The 16,883-nt window shown below is 67.3% G+C and carries 12 protein-coding genes; 5 read left to right on the top strand and 7 right to left on the bottom strand.

Going from position 1 to position 16,883, the window contains the following annotated elements:
* Positions 1-90: 90 nt before the first annotated feature.
* Positions 91-2,010: an alpha-amylase family protein gene (locus tag H7A86_RS16540; RefSeq protein ID WP_119130967.1), complete on the bottom strand. Its 1,920-nt coding sequence runs from the start codon at positions 2,008-2,010 to the stop codon at positions 91-93.
* Between the two features lie 34 nt (positions 2,011-2,044).
* A complete protein-coding gene (locus H7A86_RS16535; protein WP_180707925.1) occupies positions 2,045-4,501 on the bottom strand; it encodes a TonB-dependent receptor domain-containing protein in 2,457 nt (818 codons plus the stop codon).
* 267 nt (positions 4,502-4,768) lie between these two features.
* On the opposite strand from H7A86_RS16535, the gene H7A86_RS16530 reads away from it, so the two are divergent.
* Positions 4,769-6,088 (top strand): MFS transporter, encoded by a 1,320-nt coding sequence (locus H7A86_RS16530; protein WP_119130969.1) that lies wholly within the window; start codon positions 4,769-4,771, stop codon positions 6,086-6,088.
* Between the two features lie 158 nt (positions 6,089-6,246).
* Here the strand turns inward: H7A86_RS16530 and H7A86_RS16525 are convergent, their stop codons facing one another.
* The 4 genes from H7A86_RS16525 to H7A86_RS16510 form a co-directional block, all read right to left on the bottom strand.
* On the bottom strand, positions 6,247-7,278 hold the full coding sequence (locus H7A86_RS16525) for a LacI family DNA-binding transcriptional regulator (RefSeq protein ID WP_104648800.1): 1,032 nt from the start codon (positions 7,276-7,278) through the stop codon (positions 6,247-6,249).
* Between the two features lie 366 nt (positions 7,279-7,644).
* Positions 7,645-8,385 carry an acetoacetyl-CoA reductase gene (gene phbB, locus H7A86_RS16520; RefSeq protein ID WP_016904744.1) on the bottom strand — a complete coding sequence of 247 codons (741 nt, stop codon included), beginning with the start codon at positions 8,383-8,385 and terminating at the stop codon, positions 7,645-7,647.
* Positions 8,386-8,554: 169 nt separating this feature from the next.
* Complete coding sequence (locus H7A86_RS16515) at positions 8,555-9,883, bottom strand: CitMHS family transporter (RefSeq protein WP_104584005.1); 1,329 nt, start codon at positions 9,881-9,883, stop codon at positions 8,555-8,557.
* A 238-nt stretch (positions 9,884-10,121) separates the two neighbouring features.
* On the bottom strand, positions 10,122-11,315 hold the full coding sequence (locus H7A86_RS16510) for an OprO/OprP family phosphate-selective porin (protein WP_104584006.1): 1,194 nt from the start codon (positions 11,313-11,315) through the stop codon (positions 10,122-10,124).
* A 244-nt stretch (positions 11,316-11,559) separates the two neighbouring features.
* On the opposite strand from H7A86_RS16510, the gene H7A86_RS16505 reads away from it, so the two are divergent.
* From H7A86_RS16505 to H7A86_RS16490, 4 genes are all read left to right on the top strand, one after another.
* Positions 11,560-12,261: a response regulator gene (locus H7A86_RS16505; RefSeq protein WP_119127367.1), complete on the top strand. Its 702-nt coding sequence runs from the start codon at positions 11,560-11,562 to the stop codon at positions 12,259-12,261.
* The gene (locus tag H7A86_RS16500; protein WP_119130970.1) at positions 12,254-13,639 is read left to right on the top strand and encodes a sensor histidine kinase; all 1,386 of its coding nucleotides are present in this window, start codon (positions 12,254-12,256) and stop codon (positions 13,637-13,639) included. The genes H7A86_RS16505 and H7A86_RS16500 overlap by 8 nt, the downstream gene beginning before the upstream one ends.
* A complete protein-coding gene (locus H7A86_RS16495) occupies positions 13,639-14,700 on the top strand; it encodes an ABC transporter substrate-binding protein (RefSeq protein ID WP_119130971.1) in 1,062 nt (353 codons plus the stop codon). The genes H7A86_RS16500 and H7A86_RS16495 overlap by 1 nt, the downstream gene beginning before the upstream one ends.
* 182 nt (positions 14,701-14,882) lie before the next feature.
* Positions 14,883-15,521 (top strand): response regulator, encoded by a 639-nt coding sequence (locus H7A86_RS16490; RefSeq protein WP_024938967.1) that lies wholly within the window; start codon positions 14,883-14,885, stop codon positions 15,519-15,521.
* Positions 15,522-15,627: 106 nt separating this feature from the next.
* Here H7A86_RS16490 and H7A86_RS16485 read toward each other — a convergent pair whose 3' ends face one another.
* The gene (locus H7A86_RS16485) at positions 15,628-16,698 is read right to left on the bottom strand and encodes an aldo/keto reductase (RefSeq protein ID WP_119130972.1); all 1,071 of its coding nucleotides are present in this window, start codon (positions 16,696-16,698) and stop codon (positions 15,628-15,630) included.
* Positions 16,699-16,883: the final 185 nt, after the last annotated feature.

Raw genomic sequence — 16,883 nt, 5'->3', positions numbered from 1 at the left:
GGCAAGGGCCGGGCAGCTAGGTCACAGATCGTCCGCTCTGGCCGCAGATCGTCCGCCCTGCAGGAGCGCTACGAACCTGCACCATATCGTTCAAGCAATACGCTCCAGCCAGCGCACTGCATAAGCCGGCAGCACCAGCCGCATGGCATCGCCCAGCGATTCGGTAGCCGCCTCGCTGCCATCCGCCAACATCGTCCACCGGTCGCCCCCAAGTGCGGCAAGCTCCACCGTCAGCGGCTGCTCGCCGAAGTTGTGCACGGCCACAAAGTCATCGCCACGGGTCAACGCAAACAGACGCGCATCGCCCAGCGCAATGCTGCCCAGCGGCTGAGTGGCAGCCAGTGCGGGAAGCGCGGCACGTTGCCGGATCAATCCACGCAACCGGCGATACACCGTGCCGCTCACGCTGGCTGCAACATCGCGCTGTGCTGCACGCTGCCAATCCATTGCCGGGCGATGCAGCCAGCGGCCTTCGTGCCGACGCTGCGGATCGTCGCGGTAGCCGATATCGTTGGGCAAGGCGAGTTCGTCGCCCATATAGATCAACGGCACGCCCGGCATCGCCAGCGCGATGGCATAGAGCAACACCAGCCGATCCACCGCCATGCGCAACGCCGCCGCGTCACCGGATTCCTGCGCGGCCTGGATGCCGGCCAGTGCCGCGGCCATGCCATTGGTGCCGTGCACGCCATCGCCACTGCTCTGGAAGCTCTCACCACGCGCATAGCTGCCCGGCATCTGGTTGGCATAGAAGCGCGCGACATCGCGCAGCGCGAATGGCGGCTGCGCGGCGTTGCCGGCGGCTTCGTGTTGCAGCACGTTCCAGCCGATGTCGTCGTGGCAGCGCACATAGCTCAGCCACGCGCAGTTGGCCGGCAAGGGCGGGCTATGCGCGATGACGTTGTGCAGGATGTCGCCACGTTGCAGCGCCAGCGCCGACCAGCCGGCCGCCATCAGCGTGCTGTGATAGGCCAGGTGGCATTCGTGGCCCTGGTCCGCACCGCTGCCGAAGTAGGGCGGCAATTGCGTCATCGGCACGATGGCTTCGGCCTTCATCACCACCGACGGCGCAACGATGTCGGTGACCGAGCGTAGCGCCACCAGCAGGGTATGCGCCTCGGGTTGATTCATGCAGTCGGTGCCGGGGCGCTTCCACAGGTAGGCGGTGGAATCCAGACGGAAGGCTTCCACACCCAGATTGGCCAGCTGCAGCATCGCCAGCGCCATCTCGCCGAACACCGCCGGGTTGCTCCAGTTCAGATCCCATTGATACGGATAGAACGTGGTCCACATCCACCGGCCGGTGGCGTCCACCCAGGTGAAGTTGCCGGGTGCGGTGTGCGGGAAGACCTGTCCCAGCGTGGTTTCGTACTGGTCGGGCAGGCTGCGGTCGGCAAAGTGATGGTAGTAATCGAGATAGCGCGCATCGCCGGCACGCGCCGCCTGCGCCCATGCGTGGTCGTCGGCGGTGTGGTTGAGCACGAAATCCGCGCACAGGCTGATGCCGGCCTCGCGCAGGCGCGTGGTCAGCGCGACCAGGTCGTCGTTGCTGCCCAGGCTCGGTTCGACCTGGCCGTAATCGCTGACCGCAAAGCCGCCGTCGTTATCGCCGGCGCGTGCGCGCAGGAACGGCAGCAGGTGCAGATAGCGCACGCCCAGCTCCTGCAGGTACGGCACGCGTTCGGCCACCCCTTGCAGCGTGCCGGCGAAGCGGTCCACGTAGGCGCTGTAGCCCAGCATGTGCTGCTCGCCGAACCAGCCGGGCTGGCGCGCGGTGTCGAGCTGTTGCAGCGGTTGCGGGCGCTGCTGTGCGAGGCTGCCCAACGCAGCCATCCACTGCGTCAGCCAGGCCGCTGTGTCGGGGCGTGCGCCGTACAGGGTGTGCAGGGCATCCAGCAGGCGCGGCGCGTGCCGGTCGAAGCGTGGCAACAGCGTGCTCGCACGCTGCGGGTCCAGCGGCGCGGCAAAGGCCGCGCGCACTGCAGTGAGATCGGTGGGGGAGGTGCTCATTGGCAGGCGCCGGGACGAACCCGGCGAGGGGTCCTTAGAAGTCGTAGCGTAGGCTGATGCTGGTGGTGCGGCCGGCAATCGAACGCGCGCGGATGATGCCGTTGGCCGGGATGCTGGCTTCCTCGGCCTCGGTCAGGCCGAAGGTGTTGAACAGGTTGTTGACGTTGAGCGCGACGGTGAGTGCGTCGGTCACGCGGTAGTCCCCGAACAGGTTCACCTGCGTATAGCCGGGCATCTTCAGCTGATTGGAATCCTGGGTGTAGGCATCGGTGGTGCCGATCAGGTTGATGCCGAACTGGTAGCCGTCGCCGCGGTAGCTGGGGGTGAGCTGCCACACCACATCGGCCTGGCGACGCGGCACGTTGCCGGTGTTTTCCGGGGTGATCTGGTCCCTGGAAATCTCCGCATCGGTCCAGGTCAGGCCGCCGTTGACGGTGAAGCCCTCGTAGCGGTAGCTGGCTTCCAGCTCCACGCCGTGCGCCTCGTAGCTGCGGTTGAAGAAGCGCTGGCTGGTGACTTCGAAGTTCTGCTCCTCGGTGCGCGCCGAGAACGCGGTGGCGAACAGGCTCAGCCCGTCGCGGCGCCACTTCAGGCCGGCTTCGGCCTGGCGGACCACGTTGACGCCTTCGTCGGAGGAGACCGAGCCATCGTCGCGGATCACCCCGAACAGCAGGCGGTCGGCATTGGCGCGGGCGCCGCGGCTGATGCGCGCGAACGCGCCCAGGTCGTCGTTGATCAGGTAATTGCTGCCCAGCGAATACGACAGGTAATTCCAGTCGTAATCCACCGGCCGCGCGTTGGCGGTATCGACCGTGGCTACGCGCTGTTCCACCGGCTGGATCACGCCGTCGCCGTTGACGTCCAGGTTCTGTGCGATCGCGGTGCCGGCATAGTTGCCGCGTGCATCGCCCATGTCGTAACGCAGGCTGCCGTCGATGCTGAACTTGCCGCTGTCGAAGGTGAGCGCGAGATAGGGTGCGTTGACGTCGTAGCGCACGTCGTAGCTGCGCGTGTTGCAGCAATCGCCCCAGAACGGAGTGCCGTACGCGTACAAACCGTTTTGCGAGCGCGACACGCCACCGGCATCGACCACGTTGAGCAGGCGCGAATCGCGGCCCAGGCTCTGCACGTAGGAGTTCCAGGTCCAGTCCATGTCGATGGTCTGGCGCGAGCTGTAATAGCCCATGCGCAGGTTGAGCGTGCGGCCGTCGCCGCCGAACTCGCGCGAGACGCTGAGGTCGTTGGTGACGTTGCCCAGGTCGTTGATCGCCACGTTGAACAGATGCGTGCGGATCGCGTTGCCGGTGTAGGCCTGGCCGGCGTCCGGGCCGCTGGCCTGCACCAGTTGCGCGCCGGCGCCGCCGATGGAGGCGGCGAGCGTGGCGGCATTGGTAACCTCGGCCGGGAACGGGCTGACGAAGCGGCCGCTGTTGTCGGCGATGCGGAACTTCTCGCTCAGGTTCCAGCCGTTGCCCAGGTCGAACCAGGCCTCGGCGCCGATGGTGCGCGAGATCGGATGCATGCCGTCGCCCAGGTCGGTGCGGCGCGGCCGGTTGTTGCCGTCCAGGCCGACGTCGCTGCGGAAATTGCGGCTGTACAAGGTGTCGTTGCCCGGATCGAAACCGGCGAAACCGCCCAGGTCCGGCGAACCGTCGCGGCCACGCACGGAGGTCGGCACCGGCAGATAACCGGCGGCGCGATCGTTGAGGTATTTGCCGTAGACACGCACGTAGCCGTTCTCGAACAGCCGGGTCAGGTTGGCCTTGAGCTGGCCGCCCTTGTCGGTGGTGTAGCCGGCATCGCGCACGCCATCGCCCTGGCGGAAGAAGCCGCCGATGTTGAACTGCCAGTTTTCCGCGAACGGCGCACCGTAGTCGAAGTCAACGCGGGTGTTGTCGTAGTCCAGGCCGCGGCTCACGCCGACGCTGCCACCTGCGGTGTCGCCGGTCTTGCTGATGAAGTTGATGATGCCGCCGGGCGCATTGCTGGTGAACGTCGATGCCGAGCCGCCGCGGATGGCTTCGATGCGGTCCAGGGTGAAATCCGAGCGCAGGAAGATGTCCGCGTTGCCGAAGGCGATATCGCCGAATTCCATCACCGGCAGGCCGTCTTCCTGCAGCTGCAGGAACTTGGCGCCGCCGGAGGCAACCGGCAGGCCACGCACGGCGATGTTGGCGTTGCCCTCACCACCGCTGGATTCGGAGCGGATGCCGGGAATGTTGCGGAAGATTTCGGCGGTGCTGCGTGGCGCCGATTGTTCGATCGCCTCGGCGCCGACGGTGCTGACCGACACGCTGGACTTCAGCTTGGTGGTGGCGGTGGAGGTGCCGGTGACGAACACCGAATCCAGGTTGACCGCGGCGCTGTCGGCGGCCGGCGGCGTGACGGGTGTGGCGGTGGCCGCGTCCTGCGCCAGCGCGGCGGGCGCGCACAGGCAGGAAACGACCGCGCAGGCCAGGGCATGCAGGCGCAGGGTGTGCAAGGTGGGCATTGCGGTTCTCTCTTTCACGGATGGTGGTAGGCCGACGCCTGCATCGTCCCCTCCCAGGGAGTGGCCGTGTGGCCTGCAGTGCGAGCGCAGTAATACGCTGCAATACAATCGATTGCAATCTTGCGCTGCAGCATCGTTTCGGTGCCTGCGAGCTTGTGTGTTTGAAAGCGAAAGCGTGTTGCGGCGCAGCGTTACAATCGATTGCAGAAGCGGCAGGGTACAGTGCGCTGCGGCCACTGGGAGCCGCACCGATGCCCAGGGCCTTGCATGTCGTCGACCGCCACTCCGTTCTCCTTCGCGCGCATCCTGGCGCTCAACGCCGGCTTCTTCGGCGTGCAATACAGCTTCGGCCTGCAGCAGAGCAACATGAGCCCGATCTACAACTATCTGGGCGCCGATCACGCCAGCCTGCCGTACCTGTGGCTGGCCGGGCCGATCACCGGGCTGGTGCTGCAACCGTTCGTCGGTGCGTGGAGCGACCGCTCGGTGACCCGCTGGGGCCGGCGCATGCCGTACATGGTGCTGGGCGCGCTGGTGTGCAGCCTGTGCCTGCTGGCGATGCCGTTCAGCACCGCGTTGTGGATGGCGGTATGCCTGCTGTGGATCCTGGATGCGGCCAACAACGTGGCGATGGAGCCATACCGCGCCTTGGTCAGCGATGTGCTGGCGCCACCGCAGCGGCCGCTGGGGTATCTGACCCAAAGCGCGTTCACCGGGCTTGCGCAGACGCTGGCGTATCTGACCCCGCCGTTGCTGGTGTGGATGGGCATGAACCAGGACGCCGCCAATGCGCACCATATTCCCTACGTCACCATCGCCGCGTTCGTGATCGGTGCGGGGTTCTCTGCGGCCTCGATCCTGCTCACCGCGCGCAGCGTGCGCGAGCCGGCGATCGCGCCGGCAGAGATCGCGCGGATGCGCCAAACCGGTGCCGGGCTGGGCGCCACCGTGCGCGAAATCTACGGCGCCCTGCGCGCGATGCCGCCCACCATGCGCCAGCTCGCGCCGGTGATGCTGTTCCAGTGGTATGCGATCTTCTGCTACTGGCAGTACATCGTGCTGTCGCTGTCGACCAGTTTGTTCGGCACCACCGACGCCAACTCGCATGGCTTCCGCGAGGCCGGCCTGGTCAATGGGCAGATCGGCGGGTTCTACAACTTCATCGCGTTTCTGGCCGCGTTTGCGATGGTGCCGGTGGTGCGCCGCATGGGCCCCAAGTACACCCATGCGGCCTGCCTGGTCGCGGCCGGGGTCGGCATGTGGGTGTTGCCCGGCATCCAGGACCGCTGGCTGATGTTGCTGCCGATGATCGGCATCGGCCTGGCCTGGGCCAGCATGATGGGCAACCCCTACCTGATGCTGGCCGACAGCATTCCGCCCGAGCGCACCGGTGTGTACATGGGGCTGTTCAACCTGTTCATCGTGCTGCCGATGCTGATCCAGATCGTCACCCTGCCGCTGTACTACGCGTGGCTGTTGCATGGCGACCCGCGCAACGTGATCCGCCTGGCCGGCGCGCTGATGCTGGCCGCCGCAGTGGCGATGCTGTGCGTACGCGTCCGCAAGCCCAGGGCCGTGGCGGCCTAGCCGCCGCGGCAGTGCCGTACTGCGGCACTAAGAAAAGCAGCGTGGCAGCAGCAACCGACTGCGTGCACCCCGCCGCCGGCACACGCTCCTACGATTCCCGATTCCCGATTCCCGATTCCCGATTCCCAATCCCCAATCCCCAATCCCCAATCCCAGCCTCAAGCCGACTCACGCACCACCAGCTTCACCGGCATCTCCACCGACTCCACCGCTTCGCCGCCGATCAGCGCCAGCAGCCGGTCCACCAGCAGGCGCGCGGCCAGCCCCAGGTCCTGCCGCACCGTGGTCAACGGTGGCTGGCTGTAGGCGGCCAGCGGAATATCGTCGAAGCCCACCAGCGAGATGTCCTGCGGCACCCGGTGCCCGGCTTCGACCAGGGCACGGATCGCACCGACCGCGATCACGTCGGAGGCGGCGAACAGGCCATCCGGCGGATCGGTCTTCTTGAGCATGGCGCGGGTGAGGCGGTAGGCGTCTTCGCTGAGGAAGTGGCTACGCGCGTGCAGCCGCGTATCGAACTCCAGCCCGTGCCGCTGCAGCGCATGGCGATAGCCGGCAAAGCGCGGCGCAACCTCGGGCAACTGGTCATCGCCCAGGAAGGCAATGCGGCGACGGCCGCTGGCGATCAGATGGTCGGTGGCCAGCGCGCCGCCCTGGAAATTGTCGCTGCCCACGCTGATGTACGACTGCCCATCGATGCGGCTGCCCCACACGGCCATCGGCAGGCCATCGCGCGCGGCTTCGTCCAGCGCGGCATGCTCGGAGCTTTGCCCCAGCACGATCACGCCATCGGAGCGGCTGCCGCGTGCGAGTTGTTCCACCCATCCGTCCTGATGCCGGTCCAGCTTGGACAGCAGCATGCTGTAGCCGCGCCCGGTCAGTTCCTCGGCCAGCAGTGCCAGCATCGTCATCATGAAGGGATCCGACAGCGGCTGGTCCAGCGCATGCATCATCGGCACGGCCACGCTCACCGTGTTGGAGCGTTTGGCACGCAGGCTGCGCGCGATCGGATCGACCTGGTAGCCGGCATCGGCGGCAATCTGCTTGATGTAGGCACGCGTCCGCTCGGCCACCACCGGGCTGCCGGCCAGGGCGCGCGACACGGTGGATTCGGACACCCCCGCCATGCGGGCGATGTCGGCCATCTGCGGGCGGGGCCCCGGCGTGGCGCGTTCTGAAGGTTTGGCCATGTCAGCGCAGTGCGGAAAAACCCGAGTGTAATCAGTTCGCACTGGAGGCGGGTTGATCGACGCAGTGGCGGTCGCTTGCGCGTGCGGGTCAGGCGCCATCACGCACCTGCATGCAAGCGCAGGGCAGGCGCGGCGTGCATCACAGCGGCCACCACGAGCGTGAGGCTGCTGGGTGGTGAGGCTGCAGATCAGTGATGTTAGAGCGGCGATGCTGGGAGCGGTGCAGCTTCAGCGCGCCCATGACAATGACGGTGCGCCCCGCCTGGTGGCGGTCGGGGTTCGGAACCGGCATGTACCACTCACCGGCCGGCGCGTGCGCGCTGTCAGCACGCACCTGAAGACCGCTTGCCGTCTTCGTGGCGTCTCTCAGCCCATGTACAGGCCACCGTTGACCGCGTAATCGGCGCCGGTCACGTAAGCGGCTTCATCGGAGGCGAGCCAGGCGCACAGCCCGGCGACTTCGGCAGGCTTGCCGAGCCGGCGGATCGGCACCGAGGTGGCCAGGCGGTCGAGCACGTCGGGCGGGAAACTGCTGATCGAGGCGCTGGCGATATAGCCCGGCGAGATGGTGTTGACGGTGACCCCGCGCGAGGCGACTTCCTGCGCCAGGGCGCGGCTGAAACCATGCATCGCCGCCTTGGCGGTGGCGAAATTGATCTGCCCGATCTGGCCCTTGTGCGCACTGACCGAGCCGATGTTGACGATGCGTCCCCAACCGCGCGCGGTCATGCCGTCGACCACCTGCTTGGTGATGTTGAACAGCGAATGCAGGTTGCTGGCGATCACCACGTTCCAGTCGTCGCGGCTCATCTGCCGGAACAAGGTGTCGCGGCTACCGCCGGCGTTGTTGACCAGCACATCGATTTCGCCGACCTCGGCCTTGACCTTGGCGAAGGCGGCCACGGTGGAATCCCAATCGGCGGCATTGCCCTCGGAGGCGACGAACTCGAAGCCCTGCTCGCGTTGCTCGCGCAACCAGGAGGTCTTGCGCGGCGAATTGGGCCCGCAACCGGCGACCACGGTATGCCCGCTGCGCGCCAGCTTCTGGCAGATCGCGGTACCCACGCTGCCCATGCCGCTGGTGACGTATGCGATGCGAAGTGTCATTGCTTGAACTCCTTCGGAGTTTGGGAATGGGGAATCGGGAGTGGGGAATCGGTAGCGCAGGAGCCGCCTTTGCGGTCTCTGGTTTTCCATGTGGACGTCAGTAATCGACACGACAGCACAGCGCCGCCCTTACGATTCCCCACTCCCGATTCCCCATTCCCGGCGGGCGTCAGCGCGCCAAAGGAAACAGGCCAAACACCAGCCCGCCCGCCAGCATCAGCAGGGAAATCAGCACTGCCCACTTCAGCGTGAAGCGCTGATGGTCGGCGAAGTCGACCTTGGCCAGGCCGACCAGCAGATAGGTCGATGGCACCAGCGGGCTGAGCAGATGCACCGGTTGCCCGGCCAGCGAGGCGCGGGCCATTTCCACCGGGGTGATGCCGTAGTGGCCGGCGGCCTCGGACAGGATCGGCAGCACGCCGAAGTAGAACGCGTCGTTGGACATGAAGAACGTGAACGGCATGCTGACGATCGCGGTGATCACCGCCAGATACGGGCCCCAGCTGTCCGGGATCACTGCCAGGAAGCTGCGCGACATCGCTTCGACCATGCCGGTGTTGGACAGGATGCCGGTGAAGATGCCGGCGGCGAAGATCAGCGACACCACCGACAGCACATTGCCGGCGTGATTGACCAGGCGGCGGCGCTGCTCGGCCAGGTTGGGGTAGTTGATCATCAGCGCCAGCGCAAAGCCGATCATGAACAGCACCGGCATCGGCAGCACGCCCACCACCAGCGCGGCCATCAGCGCCAGGGTCAGCAGCAGGTTCACCCACAGCAGCTTGGGCCGCTTCATGTCCTCGGTGTCTTCCACCCGCGGCAGCGCATCGCTTTCTTCCGGGATGCTGGTGTCCAGCCAGTTGCCGTCGGCCGGCAGGCGCACCACGCCCAAGCGGCGCCGTTCGCGCATGCCCAGATACCAGGCCAGCGTGAGGATGCCCGCGATCGCCATCGCCATCGCCGGCACCAGCGGCACGAACACGTCGGCCGGATCCACATGCAGGGCGGTGGCGGCGCGCGCGGTGGGGCCGCCCCACGGGGTCAGGTTCATCACGCCGCTGGCCAGGATGGTCACGCAGGTGAGGTTGAGCGCGTTCATGCCCAGGCGCTGGTACAGCGGCAGCATCGCCGACACGGTGATCATGTAGGTGGTGGAGCCATCGCCGTCGAGCGAGATCAGCATCGCCAGGATCGCGGTACCCATCACGATCTTCAGCGGATCGCCCTTGACCAGGCGCAGGATGCGGCCAACCAGCGGATCGAACAGGCCGGCGTCGATCATCACCCCGAAGTAGAGGATGGCGAACATCAGCATCACGCCGGTGGGCGCGATCTTCTTGATGCCGTCGAGCATCATCTCGTTGATGCCGGTGCCGAAGCCGCCCAGCAGCGCGAACACGATCGGCACCGTGATCAGAGCCACCAGCGGCGACAGCCGCTTGCTCATGATCAGGTACATGAAGGTGATCACCATTCCGAAACCGAGCGCGGTCAGCATGCGGGCACATCCTTTGAGGCATACAACAGGGGGAGAGTGGAGCGCGCCGCTGCGCAGCGCATGCAGCGGCGATGCCGTGGATGCGGAGCATTAGCGCCGGCTGAGCGCATCGTCGTGTGTCGCACCGGCCACGGCTTTCGATGCGCCGGAGCAGCAGTGACGGCAACGGTGTGCTTGCGCGGCGCAACGCGCCCGGTGCTGCCAATCGCCGTGAATGCCGGTACGCGCATGCACATCATCAGAAGTCGTACTGGAACCGGCCGGTCACCGCCAGCGTGTGATCGACCACCGCATCGACCCTGCGGTCGCGGTTGCGGCTGTCGATCACATTGAGCATCACGCGCAGGTTCGGCTTGAAGTACCAGTTGCCGCCCAGCGTCCACGACTGCGTGCTGGCGTTGATGAAATCGGGCTGGCCATCCAGGTGCTGGTCGCCGCGCATGTAGTCGTAACGCAGGGCCAGCTCGAACGCGCCGGAGGGACGGTTGGGCGTGTTGATGCGGCTGAAACGGCCGGTCTTGCGGTCGTAGCCGCGCGACTCGCCGGTGACGAACCAGCTGACCAGGCCGTAGCTGGCCAACACCTTGGCATGCTGGGAGCCGTCGTCGAGCAGGCCACCGCTGAATTCGCTCTGCCACGACCATGGGCCCAGCACTTCGGCGTATTCCAGCGACCATTTGTCGAAATCGGTATCGCGGCCATCGGCAAAGCGCGCCAGGGTGATGCGGCTGTTGTTGGCCAGATCGTTTTCCGGGCGTGGGCGGATCAGCAGGGGCGCCGCACCGCCGCTGCCCGGATGCGAATAGCGCTCGTGCGCCAGCGACACGCCCAGGTGGCGCAGCCGCGCCTCGCCCATCTCCGGTGCGAAGGTCAGCCGGGTGCCGAGCGCGCCGCCCTTGGTGGAGGAGTTGTCGATACTTTCCAGGCTGTAGGCCGCCGTGGACCAGGTTGCATCGGGACGATTGGCCTGCCAGGAGATCGCCTTGCGGTAGATCGGCGCCAGCGTGGTGGCCGCATATCCGCGTTCCAGGAACGGGCCGTAGTTGGAGCCGGTGCGGTCGTCCAGCGAGAAGTACTGCTTGAACTGGCCCACGGTCAGCGTACCGGCGGAAAATTTCTTGGCGACATACACATCGCGCGCCAGGATGCCGCGGCTGCCGGACTCGTATTGCAGGCCGGCAAATTCTGCTTCGGCCTTGTAGGTGAAGCCGTAGAACTTGCCCGCCACATCCAGCCACGCGCGGCGGAACTGGGTGTCGTTGCGCTCGGGGGTGCCGCGTTCGTCGTTGTCGAACATGGTGAAGTCCCAGTGCACGCGCCCACCCACCTCGGCGGTGACCGGACCGTCGCCCTCGGCCGCCTGCGCCGCCGGTGCCAGGCATAGCGCAGCACAGGCGGTGAAGACGCGCAGACGCAAGGTGTCGTTGCTCACAGACCCTCCCAGGTACATGTGTGAATCACGTTCAGCGATGCACCGCACAGGCACGCTGCGGCGCGTTGGCAGCAGCCTAGTCCGGCGAAGCTGTCATGGACCTGTCGTTGGGGGGCGGGGGAATCGGGAATCGAGAATGGGGAATTGCAAAAGCCCAAGAGCTTTTGTTTGCGAGGCCTGCTACCTTCCGGCCGCGGACAACTGCTGTTCCGATTCCCGATTCCCCATTCCCGATTCCCACCCCATGCGCCTGCTGCTAGTCGAAGACAACGCCGATCTCGCCGATGCCATCGTGCGGCGCATGCGCCGTAGCGGGCATGCGGTGGATTGGCAGTCCGATGGCCTGGCGGCGGCGAGCGTGCTGCGCTATCAGAGCTTCGATCTGGTGGTGCTGGATATCGGCCTGCCCAAGCTGGATGGATTGCGCGTGCTGGCCGGGATGCGCGAGCGTGGGGATACCACGCCGGTGCTGATGCTGACTGCGCGCGACGGCATCGAGGACCGCGTGCAGGCGCTGGATGTCGGGGCCGACGATTACCTGGGCAAGCCGTTCGATTTCCGCGAGTTCGAGGCGCGTTGCCGGGTGCTGCTGCGGCGCAATCGCGGGCAGGCCAGCGAAGTAGTGCAGATCGGCGGGTTCGTGTTCGACAACGCCGCGCACACGCTAGCGCTGGACGGGGCGCCGATCGAGTTGCCCAACCGCGAGTACCGCCTGTTCGAGATCCTGATCGGACGCCTGGGCCAGGTGGTGGGCAAGGACGAGATCGGCAACGGCTTGTTCGGCTTCGACGACGATGCCGGGCCCAATGCGATCGAGCTGTATGTCGGCCGCCTGCGTCGCAAGCTGGCGGGCGCGCCGTTGCGCATCGTCACCGTGCGCGGGGCCGGCTACAAACTCGAGGAAGCCGATCCGCATGCGCCGGTGGAGCCCGGCCTCGATGGCTGAGCCGCAGATGGTGGCACCGTCGATCCGGCGCACCCTGCTGCTGTACCTGGGCAGCCTGTCGTTGCTGGGCGCGGTGGTGCTGTTCTTTGCCGCCCGCGATTACGGTGAGCGCGCCGCCAACCGCTCTTACGATCATCTGCTGGTGTCTTCGGCGCTGTCGATCATCGACAGCGTGGCGCTGGTCGGCGGCGACTGGCAGGTGGATCTGCCGTACGCCTCGCTGGACCTGCTCGGCATGGCGCCGGAAGACCGCGTGTTCTACCGCGTATTCGATGCGCAAGGCCGCACCATCACCGGCGAGGACAGGCTGCCGTTGCCGGCGCGCGCGCCCGGCGACGAGCGCCCGGTGCTGTTCGATGCCGACTACAGCGGCGAGCCGGTGCGTTTTGCGGTGGTGATGCATCGGGTGGCATCGGCCTCCGGGCAGGGCGAGGTGCGCGTGCAGGTCGGTCAGACCCGGCGCGCGCGCGATGCGGTGGCACGCGATGTGGTGCTCAATGCGCTGGTGGCGATCGGCGTGCTGTCGCTGCTCGCCCTGGGCCTGGTGTGGCTGGGCGTGTATCGCGCCCTGCGCCCGTTGCAGCGCATCGAGCGCGATCTGTCGCGGCGCGAGCCCTCCGACCTGAAGCCGCTGAGCGCGCCGGCACCGCAGGAGATGCAGTTGATGGTGACCGCGCTCAATCGCTTCATGGCGCGGCTGTCGTCCAGCAACGAAACCCTGCGCGCCTTCATGGCCGAAGCCGCGCACCAGATGCGCACGCCGCTGGCTGCCTTGCGCGCGCAGGCGCAACTGGCGATGGACGACGACGACCCGCGCGAGATGCAACGCAGCCTGGTGGCGATCGAGCGCAATGCCAGCCACATGAGCCGGCTGCTCAATCAATTGCTCAGCGACGCCAGCGTGATCCATCGCGCCAACCTGCAGCGCTTTGCCACCGTGGATCTGGCCGAGGTGCTGCACCAGGCCTTGCACGAGGCCTTGCCGCGTGGCGACGGCGCCCCGCGCGTGCACCTGGCGATCGACCCGCAGCCGGCGCTGCTGCGTGGCGATGCCTTGCTGCTGCGCGAGGCGCTGAAGAACCTGATCGACAACGCCTGCAAGTACGGCGCCGGGGCACCATTGCAGGTGGCGCTCACCAGCGACGGCAGCCATCACGTGCTGACCATCGCCGATCACGGCCCCGGCATTCCCGCCGCCGAGGCCGAGCGCGTGTTCGAGCGTTTCGTCCGCGGGCCGGAGGCACCGGCCGGCGGCGCGGGGCTGGGGCTGGCCATCGTCAAGCGCGTGGTCGAAGCGCACGGCGGGCGCATCGATCTGAGCAACCGCGTCGGCGGCGGGCTGATCGCCTCGTTGCATTTTCCTGGAGGGACGCGGTGATGCGCGTGCTGTTGCTGATGGTGGCGTTGCTGGCGCCGGTTATGGCGCGCGCCGCGCCCGGCGATGTACGGGTGTTTCCCGCGCATGGCCCGGTGCAGGCGCAATTGCGCGTGCAGGGCTCCACCGATCTGGAAGTGTTCGGCGCGGTCATCCAGGACTACCAGCGCCTGCATCCGGGCACCCAGGTGATCTACGAGGACGTGATCGCCTGGGACATCTACGAGCGCTATCTGCATCCCGGCAAGGCCACGGCTGCCGCCGACATGCTGATCAGCGCCAGCATGGATCTGCAGACCAAGCTGGTCAACGATGGGCATGCATTGGCGCATCGCTCCGCGCAGACCGAGGCGTTGCCGGCGTGGGCGCAGTGGCGGCACGAGGTATTCGGCATCAGCTACGAGCCGGTGGCGATCGTCTACAACACGCGCAAGCTGGCGGCCTCACGCGTGCCGCGCACACGCCGGCAGCTGCTGGCCCTGTTGCGCGCACCCGACGCGCCGCTGCGCGGCCGGGTCGGCACCTATGATGTCGAGCGCAGCGGGGTGGGCTATCTGTTCGCCACCCAGGACGGGCAGGTCGGCAGCATCGCCGGTGCGCTGCTGGCCGCGTTGGGGGCCAACCAGGTCAGGCTCGAAGAACGCACCGGCACCTTGCTCGACCGCGTCAGCCGGGGCGAGCTGCTGCTGGCCTACAACGTGCTGGGCTCCTATGCGCAGACGCGGATCGACGCCGGCGCGCCGCTGGGCATCGTGCAGCCGCAGGACTACACGCTGGTGGCCTTGCGTACGGCGGTGATCCCCAGGACCGCGCCGCATGCGCCGGAGGCGCGCCGGTTCCTGGACTACCTGCTGTCGCCGCGCGGCCAGCAGGTGCTCTCGCGCGAGGCGCGGCTGATGCCGATCCTGCCGGCCGCCGGCGGGCGTGGCGGCTCGGCGCAGCCGCCGTTCCGCCCGATCCCGCTGGGCCCGGGCCTGCTGGTGTATCTGGACAAGCTCAAGCGCCGGCAGTTTCTGGACGCCTGGCGCGCCAGCACGCAGCCGCCGCGCCAGGGCGGGCGCTGACGACCCGCGAGCACGGCTGCGCGCCAGCGCGGCGCGCGCTACGTGCCTTGCGTCTGCGGGACGCGGCAGCGGCGCTCACAACGCACACGCTGGCTGCCCGGCAGGCCTGACGCCTGCGCAACGGGGTGGCGGTGGACGTCCGGGCGCGGGAAACCGACACGGCCATGTGCCAGACTTGGCGGATGGCCGATCTCACCATCCTCGTCGCCGACGACCACCCGCTGTTCCGTGCCGCCGTGATCCATGTGCTGCAGCAGACCCTGCCGCAGGCCGATGTGGTGGAGGCTTCCAGCGCCGCCACGCTGAGCGCGATGCTGCGCTCGCACCCACAGGCCGAGCTGGTGCTGCTGGACCTGGCGATGCCGGGCGCGCGCGGCTTCTCGGCGCTGTTGCATGTGCGGGGCGAGCATCCGGATATCCCGGTGGTGGTGATCTCCTCCAACGATCACCCACGCGTGATCCGGCGCGCGCAGCAGTTCGGCGCGGCCGGCTTCATTCCCAAATCCACTCCGGCCGAATCGATCGGCACTGCGGTGGCCAGCGTGCTGGAGGGCGGCACCTGGTTCCCGCCGATGACCGCCGAGCGCTCGGAGGCCGATGCGCAGCTGGCCTCCAAGCTGGCCCAGCTCACCCCGCAACAGTTCCGCGTGCTGTTGAGCCTGGCCGATGGCCTGCTCAACAAGCAGATCGCGCACGAACTGGGGCTGGCCGAGAACACCGTCAAGGTGCACGTCACCGCCATCCTGAAGAAGCTGGACTGCTACAGCCGCACGCAGGCGGCGGTGCTGGTCAAGGCGCTGGAGCCCGAAGGCGAGGGCTGATCGCTGCCGGCCAGCGGCGCTGCGGATCGCGGTCGACGCGGTTTGCAGCGACCAGGCGCATTGCAGCGACGACGGTGGTGACTGTGCGCCTGCGCCTGCCGTTTGCTCAGTTGCGCAGCTGTAGCGTGTGCCTGCCATAGATGAGCTGCTGCGCCATCGGCCGGCCGATGAAGCGCTCCGGGAAGATCGGCGACAGGCCGCTGACCTGATCCAGCCGCGCCAGCTGGTCGTCGCTGAACACGATCTCCAGCGCGCCGAAGTTGTCCTCGGCCTGCTGCAGCGTACGCGCGCCCATCACCGGCGAGACCACCGCCGGGTTGCGCAAGGTCCAGGCCAGCGCAACCTGCGCGCGCGAGGCGCCCAGTTCCTCGGCGATCGCACCGACCACATCGGCGATCTCCAGCGAGCGTGCGTTGAGATGCCCGGTCGAGGCGATCACGCCCTTGCGGCTGGTCGAGACCTCTGCCGCGTTGTCGTCGGAGAGATCGGCGCGGCTGTATTTGCCGGTCAGGATGCCGCCGCCCAGCGGCGACCAGGGCAATACACCCAGGCCCAGTTCGCGTGCCATCGGCAGCAATTCGTGTTCGACGCTGCGTTCGACCAGGCTGTATTCGATCTGCAGCGCCACCAGCGGCGACCAGCCACGCAGATCGGCCAATGTCTGCAACTGCGCCACGCGCCAGGCCGGGGTATTGCAGATGCCGAGGTAGAGCACCTTGCCCGACTGCACCAGATGCTCCAGCCCGCGCATCACTTCCTCCGGCGAGGTGGTGAAATCCCAGGCGTGCAGATACAGCAGGTCGATGCGGTCGGTGTCGAGCTGGCGCAGGCTGGTCTCGACCGAGCGGATCAGGTTGAGGCGATGATTGCCGCCGGAATTGATGTTGTCCGCATCGCGCGCCATGGTGAACTTGGTCGCCAGCACGAAGCGCTCGCGGCGGTCCTTGATCAGCGTGCCGAGGATGCGCTCGGCGCCGCCGTTGGTGTAGTTGACCGCGGTGTCGATGAAATTGCCGCCGCGGTCTGCATAGGCATCGAAGATGCGCCTGGCTTCGCCCGCATCCGCGCCCCAGCCCCAGGCTTCGCCGAAGGTCATGGTGCCCAGCGACAGCGGCGAGACGCGCAGCCCGGAGCGGCCAAGCAGGCGATAGTGGTCCAGCGACAGTGTCTGACTCATGCGGTGTGTCTCCCGATAGTGGCGTTGTGCGTCGTGCAATGCACTGTGCCGCGGGCCGCCGGGTCGGCGTGAGCCTGGTGATCCGGCATCCTTGCCCGATCCTCCGGATCGTCAACGCAGCATCGTCGCGTAGCCGCAGCCGCAGCCGCATGCATGCATTACAGCGTTCGATTCGATGTGCGTGG

This window comes from Xanthomonas euroxanthea (assembly GCF_903989455.1).
Lineage (GTDB): Bacteria > Pseudomonadota > Gammaproteobacteria > Xanthomonadales > Xanthomonadaceae > Xanthomonas > Xanthomonas euroxanthea.
Note: the sequence above shows the minus strand (reverse complement) of the source record. Positions and strands in the feature narration are given on the sequence as shown.